The sequence below is a fragment of the Candidatus Glassbacteria bacterium genome, from assembly GCA_019456185.1.
GTDB lineage: Bacteria > Gemmatimonadota > Glassbacteria > GWA2-58-10 > GWA2-58-10 > JAJRTS01.
Genome location: VRUH01000080.1, coordinates 1 through 12965, shown reverse-complemented (window position 1 = coordinate 12965; position 12965 = coordinate 1). Strand labels below are relative to the sequence as shown.

Genomic DNA, 12965 nt, shown 5'->3' with positions numbered 1-12965 from the left:
CACATTTTTCTGGTGCTTCTCGTATACGTCGAGCAGCTGCCTGGAACAGGGGAACTCCGTGTTCGAGCGGTAGATATGATCGCCGAGCATCAACAGGAACGGCTCCCTGCCGATCCATTCGCCGGCCACGTGGACCGCGTGCCCGAGTCCTTCCTGATGGTCCTGGGCGATAATCGCGGTTTTCGAACCCAGCTCCATCAGCCGGTTCTGGTACGCTTTCGCTTTCCGGCCCAGCTTGTTGAAATGTCCGATATCCAGCGGAGCGTTGAAAAAACTCTCGAATATTTCGACATCCTCTTTCCGGACCACGATACAGACCTCGCCGGCCCCTGAGTCGAACGCTTCCTCGACCAGGATCAGGATCGCCGGCCGCGCGATACCATCGCTGCCGATCACCGGGAACAGCTCCTTGCGGGTGGCCTTGGTGGCCGGGAACAGCCTGGTGCCGAAACCGGCGGCCGGGATCAGCACCTTGCGCGCCCTGCGGGTGGCGGGGATATCGAGCTTGAGCGCTTTCATCCCTTTCTTTTCCTCGAACAGACGGATCACCTCCGCCTGCTCGGCGGGTCCGCGGGCGACAAACTGAGCCGTCCCGTCACCCTGGGAACCCACGCCCTTGCCGCCCCAGACCAGCTCCCGGATATCCTCGAACGCAAGCGCTTCATGAAGAACCGGAGCCTTGAGCTGTTCCGGGCAGGCAGGGGCCAGAAACTGGTCGAACAGAGACTGTGCGCGGGTCATCAGCTCGCCCAGAGCTTTGGCGTCGCCGGCTTTCAGCGCCTGTTCGGCCTCGTGGACTATCATCTTGTTGACCTTGCCGAGATAGTGCTGTACGCCCTCGTCGATCTCGTTTTCGGCGAACGGATAGCAGCGGTTGAGGCTGGCCAGAATCTCCTTGGTATCCTTTTCGGCGCAGAGGTCGACAACCACGAAGTGCATCGTTTCCGGGACATTCAACTCATCGACAGTCAGCAGGTCGCGGTCGAAAGTCATCATCGTCGGGCGCATGCCGTAGGCGCAGCCCTGGTCCATCCTGCCGCAGCGGCTGGGCGTTATCACCTCACCCATGTAGGCGAATTCCATCTCCCCGCGGACCGTCATCCTCAGGTCGTAGACCTTGTTGAAAGCGCGCGCGGTCAGAACGCAGACAGCCGCCGAGCTGCTGAGTCCTTTCTTGACCGGCAGATCGGTGCGGAAGTTGTCGATTTCGAGGCCCTTTACCGGGTAGAATGTCATCACCTGGAACGCCACGCCGGCAATGTAGCTGAAAAAGCCGCCTTTCTCGGCCTCGGCCAGCAGTGATTCACGGGTCATCGGGATTTCGTAGGGGCCGATCTTGCGGCCGTCCGGCATGCTCGAGGTCAGCACCAGTTTGCCGGGGTGGGAGCGAACCCGGGCGTAAAGGCCCTGGTTGGTCCCGGTGATGATCGTATAGCCTTTTTCGATCCCGGAGTTGATCCTGCGGTAGCCTCCGGCCCAGTCCGAATGCTCTCCGAACAGGCAGATCCTACCAGGCACGAACAGTTCCATCGATACCATCCGGCAGTTGAAATTCGCTCCGGCGGCGGTGCGGGCAGCCGGATTATTGCTCTCTCTCGAAACCTACTTCATGGGTATCGAGATTGAAAGTAAGCGTGTGCAGCACCTGGTCGCGGTAATACCGTATCGTGGCGACCCGGCGGTTGATACCGGCGCGGATCCATTGCAGGGGCCTGCTGCCGGCGGGGCGGAGATAGATCATGTTCATCATCGTCGTAGTGCTGTCACCGAACACCGGTTCGATCTCCAGGCGCATGGTCTGCTCGAATTCGAGACCGCCCTTGACCTGGTGGAGACCCCAGTCGTGGGTGCGGTGCTCCGGGGAGAGCGGGTGGATATCGAGCAGCAGTTCCCCAGCGTCCGCTTCGATCCAGGTGAATTTCCGCTCGAGTGTAACCGAGGGGTCGAAATGGGCGAGCCAGGTGATCTGTCTTGCGGCGCGCACGTCCGGACTGTACGCGATCAGCTTGACAATCCTGGCCTCGCGGCCCATCGGGTCGGCGGTCACCGTGATCTCGGAACCGGGAGTAAGCTCCACTTCTTCGACCAGCTCAAGGTGGGTGTCGGTATCTTCGATCTCGTTTTTCCAGTCGTGGATTCTGCTGCCGTCAACCAGCAGGCCGTAGCTGCCGGAACCTGGGTAGTTGTCGAGATAGCTCACGCCGAGAGTGTACTCGCCCTCCGGTCCGTCGAAACGCGCCTGGACGCTGCCGCGGTTGCCCACCACGTAGCCGCCCTCCTCGCGCAATAACCCCGAGAGCTCGAGAGTATCGGCGGGCCAACTGTATAACACGCCGCTCTCACCGAGAGAAAGCTCATCGACCACAAGCAGGATATCGGGCTTGAGAAAGATCAGGTGACGGAGCGCCTTGCCAAGGTTCAGCGCCGGGTGGTAGGCTCCGGCCAGATCAGCCAGGATATAGTCGTATGTGGTGGTGGAGAGCGTTTCCAGCACTTTTGGCCTGTGACCGAATTCGATCGCCTCGGCCCCGGCAAACCAGGGCTCGTTCTCACCCAGCTGGCCGCTGCCCTTGACCAGCAGAGTGTTGTGATTGGCGGTGCTCTTGAAATGGGTATAGCCCGGGTCGATCAGCAGGAACCTGCCGTGGGCGAAAAGCTGGAAACTGCCGGCGTCGGGCTGGGCGTGGGCCGCGCCGAGATCGACCCTGGCGCTGTCGGCGTTGGAGTCGCCCATGAACGCTCCGCTCTTAAGCCCGAGCAGGGCCGCCGAGGTGTCCTCCCAGGCGGTCCGGGCCATCACCTGGCCGATATCGCTGAACCGGTGCATGGTCGGAAAAGCGGACTGCGATGACTCGCCGACCGTAGGGTCGTACCAGGCGATCGCCCACCAGGATGCGCTGCCGAGACCCGATTCCCGCAAGTTTATCAGGCGGCGGCCCAGCCACTGGGCGGTCGGGTCGTTGAGCCGGGAGGCGATCAGGAATAACTGGTGCTCCGGTCCGTGGGAATTCCCGTGCCGGGGGTTGTCGCCAAAGGTCATGGCCCACTGGTCTTCCGTGGTTGCGGGCAGCAGGCTGTGCAGCAGGTAGCGGGGGAAGTTTTCGATCCAGCGGCTGCCGTAATAATCCCTGCCGAGCACGGAACGGGCAAGCTCTACATACAGCAGGCAGAACTCCATCGCATAGTTGCCGTAGCTCAGGCCCTCTATGGAGCCGCCATCGGAGGGGCTGGCCGCAAACACCCTGGGAAAAAAGTCCTCGCAGGCGGCCAGCCACTGCTGCGCCCGGGCGTCCTCGCCGTAGAGCGCCGCGCCGGCGTACGCCAGGCCGGTATAATGCACGTGGGCGTGGTTCTGCAGGTACTGGGCGCGATACCAGGCCCTGCCTTGGGTAATCTGTTCGTATTGGGCCTGCGCCTCGTCACCCAGCTTGGTGGCGACCAGGGTGCGCTGGGCGCGGTTCATTTCGGGATAGAGCCAGTCGTATGCAATGGCGACACCGGTAAGCAGATGGCCCTGCAGGAGGCTGTTATCCGCCTCCCACGTTTCGCGTCCGGCAATTTTAAGCAGATAGTTCCGGGCCGCGTCGAGCAGGCTGTCCTCGCCGGTGGCCCTCCAGGCAAACGCCAGGTCCGCCGCCAGGTTGGCATCACCGCGGTCCAGGTCCGCCTCCAGCGAGCGGGAACGTTCCAGCTTGCCGGGCAGGTCCTGCACATAACGGCTCCAGAGCCAGCGATGGGAGCTTTCAAGGCTCCGGCGCAAACCGCTCTCCGCACCGGCGGGCAGGATCAGCCTGGGGTGGACTCCATATAATGAGTGGAGGTTGCGGTAGGCCTCTTCATCGAGTCCGTCCGGACCCCCGTCGCGCTGGCAGGCAAAGGAGAGCGCCACCATGACAATCAGGAAAAAATCGGCTGGGATAGTACAGGCTCGCACTTGGTAAGTCCCCGGCGATCGAATCGGCCAGAGTAAGAGGGAGATTGGCTTTGCATTCGATGGCAATTTAATATATAATATCCAGCGGCACAAGCTAGCGCTGCCCATGAAACGGCACGGATGTCAACGCAATAACATAACAGGATATGCTTATGATTAAGAATAAGATAGCAGTGTTTATATCATGTTTGACTTTATGTGTTTTGCCGCTGTTTGCACCTGCGGACCTGCCGGCTGGTCCGCCTGAAGACGGCCGGGATCTGGCCCGCGCGGCCGAGCGGGCTGCCGAAGCGTTCAACCGCAGCAGGATGTTCCTGGAGGGCTGGCTCCCGTATCTCGACAAAGCCACCGGCCTGCTGCCCCAGCGGCTGGGCGATAACCCGCCGCTGTGGACCCCGCATAATTCGGCGGCGGACAATTTCCCGTTCATGCTGATCTCCGCGGCATTCACCAGCCGTGATCTGTTCGGGCCGCTGCTTGAGCGTTCGCTGGTCGGAGAGATCAGCAATACCATCCAGTTGCACGGCCTGCCGGGAACATATGACCTGGGAGGCAAACGGCAGGTGGATGTCGGTCTCGACCGTCTTATTTTCGGCGCATCGGAGTACGCCAAGGACGGGCTGGTGCCGATGGTGGAGATTTTGGGTCCCGGTATCTGGTCTCGACGGATGGCATCGCTGGCCGAGGGCGTGTTCGCCGCCGCCGGGCATGAGACTGCCTGGGGCATGTTGCCCAGCAACGACGCCGAAGTCAACGGGGAAATGCTCCAGGTGCTCTGCCGTCTGTTCTGGATGACCGGCCGGAATGAGTATCTGGCCTGGGCGCGAAGGATCGGCGACGCCTACTGTTTCGAGGTCCTGCCGGGCAACCACGGGGTACCGGCCCATGTCTGGGATTTTGCCGGCCACACGGGCGACGGCCGTCTCAAACTGCGCGACCACGGCTGCGAGATTATCAGCGGCCTGTCACTGCTTTACGCTATCGAGAAAGAACTCGGCTCGGAACGGGCGGAGAAATATTTCCCGCCGGTCGACAGGATGCTGAAGCGGGCGGTGGAGATCGGCGTGGACAGCATGGGCCTGTTCGTTAACGAGGTCGATGCGGCCACGGGCGAGGTTACGCGGGGGAATATCTCCGATTGCTGGGGTTACGATTATTACGCCTGGGTGACGATGGCGATGGTTACCGGTGACCGGTCGTATCTTCAGCCGGTGAGGAAAGCCCTCGACAATATCCACCATTGCAAGGACTACCGCTGGGAGCCGCGGGGCGACGGGTCGCAGTCGCACGACGGGATAGCCGATGCGGTGGAAGGCGCACTGCTGCTGCTCAGCCATCTGCCTGTCGAGAGCGCGTTCGACTGGGTGGAGCACGAGGCGGGCAGGATGTTCGCCATGCAGCGCGACGACGGCACTATCGAGGGCTGGTGGGGTGACGGTAATTTCGCGCGCACAGCGCTGATGTACGCGCTTTATAAAACCCGGGGCTGCCGCCTCGATCCCTGGCGCGAGGACCTGCGGATTGCCGCACGAAGCGGCAAAGAGGGCCTGATTGTCCATCTCGACAGCGGACGGCCCTGGAGCGGCAAGCTGCTGTTCGACCCGCCGCGCCACAGCTACTGGCTGGGCATGCGGCGGGACTATCCGCGGATCAACGCGTTCGCCGAGTGGAGCACGTTCAACCCGCTGGAGCTCTATCATGTGGCGGGCCAGGGGCTGGAGGATATGACCGTAACGGGGCAGAAGCTGATCGATGGTATCGAGATTCAATTGAGCGGAGAAGGGCCGCTGAGATTGAATGTTTTCCCGGACGGAATCTGAAACAGCCTGGGGGGGAGATTGAAATGTTCGACTGGATCAGGCGTTTTCTGTTCGGCGGGACCGGCTCAGACGCAGCTGACACAGAGGGGGGAGGGGCGAAAATGTACCGGGATATCGAATCGGTGGACAGACTGATCGATGAGAGCGGGGGAGGACCGGTGCTGGTTTTCAAGCACAGCAGCGCCTGCCCAATATCAACCTCGGCCAAAGGCGAACTGGACAGGTGGCTGGAGGACAATCCTGACCGGGAGATTTACCTGGTTGTGGTCCAGCAGCGGCGGGATATTTCCAACGAACTGGAAGAAAAACTGGGAGTCCTTCACGAGACCCCGCAGCTGCTGCTGCTCGAAAGTGGCAAGGCCGTGCAGCACTGGAGCCACAACCAGATCAGGGGCGAGCACCTGGAAGAGGCGCTGGGCTGAGCCTGGCTTACGTGTCATTGCAGATCGGCGACAGTTGTGAACCCCAGCTCCTGCTGCGCCTTGCGCACCTCACGCAGCACGTCGTTGTTGCCCTCGAACTCCTTGAAAATAATCCTGCACCTGAGCTGATACCATTTCCCGACCTCGTATTCCCGGCGGGGGATAATCCACTCGAAATCCCAGGCCGTGCTGGTCTTGCCCTCGCGCAGGCTTTTGCCGCCGCCCTGCGGGGAGAGGTGGAACCTGAGCCACTCCGGCTTGTCGAACACCCAGATAGCCACCATGTTTTCGAACCGGCCGTAGAAAAACGGCTCGTCGAATCCCCGGTCCAGACGCTTGTGCCACCAGAACGAGGGGTCGGGGTGGTCCTCGGGCCAGGTCTCCAGTTTTTCTTTCGGCAGGTAGTTCGGCACCACCTGGCTGCCGGCTCCGCCGTGCTCCCCGGGCGTCCAGGCGAACCATTCGCCATCGGACAGAAAATGGATCCTCAGGTCGTCGGGGCTGTTCGTATAATTGGCGTAGCCCCATGACCTGTGATTGAGCAGGGGACCGATCCGGTCCTCGGTATCGCGGACATTGTGCTCGTAGTCGAGGTAGTAGGGTTCGCTGATCCGGTAGACCGCCCTGATATCCGAGGGATCGTCGGGGGTGGAGGTGCGTTCGAGCGCGCAGGAGAACTCGTCGATCTTTTTAAGCACGGGTTCCCTGTTGCGCAGGCCTCCGCCCAGCATGGCGGCGCTCTTGTTGTGGATCACGTTGAACGGGTAATGCTCGCTGGCCAGCAGCCAGAGACCGGGATGGTTGCGGATCCGGGCCCCGTCGCCGATTATCGCTTCGATCTCACCGGCGCGCAGCAGCATGCAGTGCCTCGGGCATTCCTGTTCCGCGGCGGCGGACTGCCGGTCTTCAGCATCATTGTCATCATTGATCTCGATCTCGATGCAGCCGGCCAGGACAGCCAGCAGGACGGAAATTGCCACCAGCAGTAGAGTCCGCATGATTCCTCCGGGAGAGATGGCGAAAAAAAAGGGGACGGCCCATGGGCCGTCCCCTTTATATAAAAGCTCCTGCCGATGTTTGGCAAACTTTATTTCAGCAGCACCATCTTGCGTGTCTGCACGAAATCGCCGGCCTGGAGGCGGTAGAAGTACACGCCGCTAGGCACTTGAGCGCCGCGGCTGTCTGTCCCGTCCCAGAACACCGCATAACTGCCTGCGTCCTTGAACTGGTCGGCCAGGGTGGCGATCAGCCGGCCGCTGATATCGAAGACCTCGATCCTGACCTGCTCTCCGCCGCCCTCGGGCACGGTGTAACTGATTGTGGTGACAGGGTTGAACGGGTTGGGGCTGTTCTGGCCCAGGCTGAACGCCTGCGGCAGCATCGGCCCGCCCTGCCGGCCATGGAGGGCCAGACGGAACGCGGCTTCCTCATCGGGAGTAAGGCCCAGCAGGCCGAGGGCGCCCTCCACGTACTCCACCTCCTCGGCGCTCAGGCTGCCCAGCCATTCAGGCGCGTTGTCTCCTCCGGCAATCGCCAGCATGGCGCCGCCGTCGCTGCAGCTCCCGTTGCGGATGGCCAGCACCAGCTTAACCGCGTCGCTGATACTCAACCGGCCGTCGCCGTTGTAATCGTATGTCTCGTCGTACGCGTTGTCGCGGATGAACAGGATCAGCCAGATGACGTCGGCGGTCGCCACAGTTCCGCTGCCGTCCAGGTCGCAGACAGGTCCGCTGACCGGGTCGCTGCCGGGAGTTCCGGCGTAGATCCAGTTGAACACCAGGTCCTTGATCGACTGATTCTGCGGGCCGTGGGGCGACGATGTGGCGGTCTGGACCCGGTTGTTCAGGATGTACCTGTTGGCCAGGGTGCCGCCGTAGGTGTCGAAATCGACCCCGTCGGGTGCGCCGAGGCGCCCCGAGCCGCTCTTGTTGCTGTCGTGGCAGAGGATGCACGACGGGGTGAACAGCGAGTCGCTCAAGGTCGCGTAGTCTACCGAATCACCGCTGGGGGTATCCAGCCAGAGCCAGTCCTGGAACGCGGCTTTCCGGGCCGCGGTCAATGGCCCGCTCGGTGGCATCGTACCGGCCTGGGCGCGCAGGTTACCGCTGACGGCTTTGGTCCGGGCGGCGGCGTAGGTGTCCCAATTGACAGTTGACGGCGCTCCGTTGCGGTTGCTGACCGTGCTGCTGTGGCAGATCATGCAGACCGGCACGAACACCAAGTCGCGCATGTCCTGGTAATCGACCACCGTGCCCAGCGCCGTGCTGTCATCGATCCAGGCCTGGAAAGTGGCTTGCTGGGTGGCGGAGAGAGATTTGCCGGACGATACCGGAGGCATGGTGCCTGCCTGGGCGCGAGTGTTACCGTTGCTGGCATTGACAGCGGCCAGGGTGTAGGTGTCCCAATTGACACTCGATGGGGCACCGTTGCGGGCGCTGCCGGTGAGCGCACTGTTGTGGCAGTCCAGGCAGACCGGATCGAAAACGTCTTTCATCATCTCCCTGTAGCCGGTGGTTTCATCCTGGGCAATCGCCAGAGGGCAGGCGATCATCAATCCAAGCAGCGAAGCTGCCAAAGCTCTCATAGGCCGGACGTTGCGCATGGCGGCACTCCTGTTATTTGACGAAGGAGGGGGGGGGGTGGATCCGCTCTCGATTTACGGGCCTCGCCCCTCCTTAATCAGTGATCTTGCGGCACGGCTGATCTCCGGGCCTGTTCCCTGCCTTGACCTCGGTCCCGGCGGGGAGGAGATCGCGTTTAATAATAATATCACCCATACTAACTTTAATTCCAGCCTTCCGGTTACGTTTTTGATCGAATTGTATGCAATGCTCCTCTCTTGCCTGTGGCCCGCCGCCGGTATAGTATTGAGCTTCATAGCACGGAGGGCCGGGAGCAAAACAAGCTGATTACGGTTATCTGCATCACTTGGATGATTGTGAAATTTATCTATCCGGCAGGCAGGCTGTTTAATGCGGGCGATTAAAACGATCAACGCCATGTTCCCGGTCTGGGTGATCGCAGGCTGTACGCTGGCTTACTGCCAACCCGGAGTGTTCGGCGGCTGGGTCAGCGAGCAGGTGACCTTGTTTTTCGGCCTGGCCATGTTCGGGATCGGAGCGACTCTCCAGCTCGATGACGCCGCAGACACGCTCCGCCGCTGGGACAAGATCGCCCTGGGTTCGCTGGCGCAGTTCACGATCATGCCGCTGGCCGCCTACGGGCTGACCCGGCTGATCGAAACCAGGCCGGAACTGGCGCTGGGGCTGGTGCTTACCGGCTGCGTGCCCGGCGCGATGAGTTCCAACGTGCTGGCCTATATCGCCCGGGGAAACGTCGCCTATTCGGTGGCGCTCACCACTGTCTCCACTTTCCTCAGTCCGTGGATCACACCCGCCCTGACGCTTGTCCTGCTGGGCAATGTGGTCCATATTCCATATGCGGGCATGATGCTGACCATCATCAAGGCGGTCCTGCTGCCGCTGGCCGGCGGGATTGTGTTCCGCAGGCTGGCCGGCAGGCGGATCGAGAGCTTTATCGAGCTGTTTCCCACACTGAGTATTTTCGCGATCGTGGTGATCTGCGCGGTGGTGGTGGCCCGTAACGTGGAGCTGATCCGTGAGGCCAGCCTGGTCATCCTGCTGCTGGTGGTGCTGCTCAATGCGCTGGGGATGGCAGGCGGATGGTGGTTCGGCAGGCTGATCCGGCTGCGTGAGGCGGAAAAGCGGACCCTGGCAATCGAGATCGGGATGCAGAACGCGGGGATGGGCACCGTGCTGGCCCTGACCCATTTCAGCCACATGCCGGGCGTGGCGCTGCCCTCTGCTATTTTTACGGTCTGGTGTATCGTTTCGGCCAGCCTGTTCTCACTCACAGCCTATCGAGGCGCACAATGAACGTTTCGCCGATCGGGACCCTGATGCTGTTGCTGATCGTGTTCGTGTTTTCAGCGTTACCCGCAGCGGCCCATTTCCGCCCGATGATCGAGGTGACCCGGCCGGTCGCATCGCCGCCGCTGGAGCCGCAGGACGACTGGGCCGTGCTGGAAGTGACGGTGGTGGACGGTTTCCCCGGCAAAAAAACCAGCGCACACGTCAGTATCAACGGCGGCACTGTGGAACCGGAAAACAATCCTTACGTGCGTTTCGGGCTGCGCTACAGCGGCAACAGGCTCAAAGGACCGGTGCGGTTCCGCGACCTGGATTACTATTTCTACACCGACGGGGAGTTTACGGTAAAAGTCCCGCCGGGCCGCTGTATGCTGGAAGCGGGAAGAGGGTACGAATACCTGTCAGCCAAAACGGAGGTTACGGTTGAACCGCGGGATACGCTTGCGCTGACACTGAGACTCCGTCGCTGGACGGACATGGCCGCCAGGGGTTGGTACGCCGGGGATACGCATATCCACATGGACCGCACCGGCTCCAACGACGACTCCCTGCTGACGCTGACCAGCGCCAGGGGGATCCGCTATGCCTACATGCTGTCGATGAACACCGCCGGGTATGCTCAGGGAGGGCAATACGAGGGCTGGCTGCAGCAGAAAGGCCTGGGTGACATGAGCGCCTGCCGCCGCGACGGGTACTTCCTGAGTTCCGGCCAGGAGTACCGCTCCGGAGAGCTGGGCCACGTGACGATTATCCTGCCGGACAGCTACGTGCCGGGGCCGGACAGTTCCAGCGCCGATGTGGGCGCGGGACCGTCGCTGGGCATTATCGCAGATCAGGCGCACAAACTGAGAGGCTATCTCGGGCTGGCCCACGGGGGCTACCACAACACCGAAACCGACGGCCTGCTGCTGGATGACAAGATGGATTTCCTGGAACTGCTGCAGTTCGGCGGCTACCGCAGCCTGGGGCTGGATGGCTGGTACGATTTCCTTAATATCGGCTTCCGCCTGCCGATCGTCGGCGCCTGCGATTTTCCCTATACCCGCGAACTGGCCAGCGAAATCACCTATGTCTGCGCGGATACGGAGCCGAATCCCCGCAGCTGGGCCGAGCTGGCCGCTGAAGGGAGGAGTTTCGCCACCAGCGGCCCGATGATTTTCCTCGAAGCGGACAATCTCCGGCCCGGGGACATCATCTCCCTCGGCGAAAACACCGATACGACCTTGACGGTCAATATCCAGGTAAACAGTCCTCTCTACCCGGTCACCAGCGTGGAGCTGATTGTCAACGGCTGGGCCAGGGTCCGCGAAAGTTTCCGGGAGCCGCAATCATCGGTGAGCCTGACCCGTGAGTTGAGGATCATCGGCAGCAGCTGGATTGCGGCACGGGCCAGCGGGCCGGCGGGCACCGAGGCGCACACGAATCCAGTCTATATTTACGTGGGGGGCAGGCTGCCGTTCAACCGCGACAGCGCGCGCAGCATAATCTCCCGGCTGGAGGGATCGATGGAGAGTGTTTCCTCCGCCGAGGTCAGAGGACGGCTGGCCAGAGCCCGGCAGGCGCTTGACGCCATGCTGGAGGGCCGCCCCAGCTCTTTGCCTCTGCCGTCGCCGGAATAAGGAGCGCCAGTTGCAATTCCGCAGGCTGACAGTGCCGGTAATTCTGGGTGTACTCTGGCCGCTGGCCGCGGTGGCGCACATGCTCAACATGTACGACACCGACCGGGTGGCGGAGCTGCGCCTGGCCGAGGGGTTCGTCGAGCTGCGCATGCAGTTCGCCTACAAGGAATTCCCGGGCCTGAACCTCCGGCTGGCGATGGACCGCGACGCCGACGATGTTGTCTCCAACGAGGAGGCCGCCGGGTTTGGGGCAGGCTTTATCGACAGCGTGGCCACAGGTATCAGCCTGCTTGCCGGCGGTGTCCCGCTCGAATTGACCCCCATCCGCGAGCCGGTCGTGGAGTTCTACGACAGCCGGCGGGTAATTCCCCAGCACTGTGATATCACGCTGGAGTTCAGCGCTCCGCTCCAGCTTGCTCCCGGCGATACCAGGGAACTCGGTCTCAGCCTGACCGGCGGCGGGGAATGGCCCTACCAGGGCAAGCTGGTGCTGGCCGTGGTCGCCGGGCGCGCGGTTGAAGTCGAGCGGATCAGTCTGCCGGACGGCCCTCCGTCGGGACCGGAGGAGCTGCAGCGTCTCGAACTGGCCTGCCGGCTCAGGAGCGAGCGGGAACTGGACGGTTCGGCGGCTTCAGGCGAGCGCGACTGGCGGATCGTACGCTACGCCCAGGCCTACTATTTCCCGCGCTCGATGACGGTTGCGCCAGTCGATACGGTCCCATCCGCAGACGGATTGAGCGGGAGCGGCAGTCTATCGGGAGACAGCCACGGAGCGGGACTGCGGGAGAGGGTGATGCTGTACCTGGAAAGAGGGCGGGGAGGACTGGCCACACTGTGGCTGATCCTGGCCGCGTCGTTTGCCTACGGGGCGGTGCACGCGCTCGCGCCGGGCCATGCCAAAACACTCACCGCGGCCTACCTGGTGGGCAGCCGTCACAGCTGGCCCCACGCGCTGGTGCTGGCGGCAGCTGTTACCGCTACCCACACCGGCAGCATCCTGATCCTGGCTGTGATTACACGGCTGGCCTGGAGTGATGGTGTCGGGGTGCAGACCCAGGCGGTTCTGGGGGTGGTTTCCGGGCTGATCGTGCTCACGCTGGGTATCCAGCGCCTGCGCGGCGGGGGAGGCCACTCCCACGGCCACGACCACTCCCACGATCACGACCATGACCATAGCCACGACCACAGTCACCTGCCGCCTGCGGAAGAAAGCGGCTACCGGCAGATCCTCTGGCTGGGGTTCGCCGGCGGGCTGGCGCCGTGCCCCGGAGCGATCTGGA

Annotated in this window: 9 protein-coding genes; 5 read left to right on the top strand and 4 right to left on the bottom strand. The window is 62.3% G+C overall.

All coding sequences use genetic code 11. The annotated features are described in order from the left end of the window. Nucleotides 1-1530 (bottom strand): GHMP kinase (locus FVQ81_17110; GenBank protein ID MBW7998251.1); only part of this gene is annotated, 1530 nt, incomplete at its 3' end. A gap of 52 nt (nucleotides 1531-1582) precedes the next feature. Beyond that, nucleotides 1583-4042 (bottom strand): DUF4962 domain-containing protein, encoded by a 2460-nt coding sequence (locus FVQ81_17105; protein ID MBW7998250.1) that lies wholly within the window; start codon nucleotides 4040-4042, stop codon nucleotides 1583-1585. A gap of 95 nt (nucleotides 4043-4137) precedes the next feature. On the opposite strand from FVQ81_17105, the gene FVQ81_17100 reads away from it, so the two are divergent. Together FVQ81_17100 and ytxJ are read left to right on the top strand one after the other, a co-directional pair. After that, the gene (locus tag FVQ81_17100; GenBank protein MBW7998249.1) at nucleotides 4138-5754 is read left to right on the top strand and encodes a hypothetical protein; all 1617 of its coding nucleotides are present in this window, start codon (nucleotides 4138-4140) and stop codon (nucleotides 5752-5754) included. Between the two features lie 23 nt (nucleotides 5755-5777). Further along, on the top strand, nucleotides 5778-6176 hold the full coding sequence (gene ytxJ, locus FVQ81_17095; protein MBW7998248.1) for a bacillithiol system redox-active protein YtxJ: 399 nt from the start codon (nucleotides 5778-5780) through the stop codon (nucleotides 6174-6176). A gap of 14 nt (nucleotides 6177-6190) precedes the next feature. Here the strand turns inward: ytxJ and FVQ81_17090 are convergent, their stop codons facing one another. Continuing rightward, a complete protein-coding gene (locus FVQ81_17090) occupies nucleotides 6191-7174 on the bottom strand; it encodes a hypothetical protein (protein MBW7998247.1) in 984 nt (327 codons plus the stop codon). A gap of 89 nt (nucleotides 7175-7263) precedes the next feature. Further along, nucleotides 7264-8778: a T9SS type A sorting domain-containing protein gene (locus FVQ81_17085; protein MBW7998246.1), complete on the bottom strand. Its 1515-nt coding sequence runs from the start codon at nucleotides 8776-8778 to the stop codon at nucleotides 7264-7266. Nucleotides 8779-9148: 370 nt separating this feature from the next. Between FVQ81_17085 and FVQ81_17080 the strand changes: the two genes are divergently transcribed. The 3 genes from FVQ81_17080 to FVQ81_17070 form a co-directional block, all read left to right on the top strand. After that, on the top strand, nucleotides 9149-10072 hold the full coding sequence (locus FVQ81_17080; protein MBW7998245.1) for a bile acid:sodium symporter family protein: 924 nt from the start codon (nucleotides 9149-9151) through the stop codon (nucleotides 10070-10072). Further along, complete coding sequence (locus FVQ81_17075) at nucleotides 10069-11685, top strand: hypothetical protein (GenBank protein ID MBW7998244.1); 1617 nt, start codon at nucleotides 10069-10071, stop codon at nucleotides 11683-11685. Before FVQ81_17080 ends, FVQ81_17075 begins: the two co-directional genes overlap by 4 nt. 10 nt (nucleotides 11686-11695) lie before the next feature. Beyond that, nucleotides 11696-12965: hypothetical protein (locus FVQ81_17070; protein MBW7998243.1), on the top strand; the 1270-nt coding region annotated here is incomplete at its 3' end.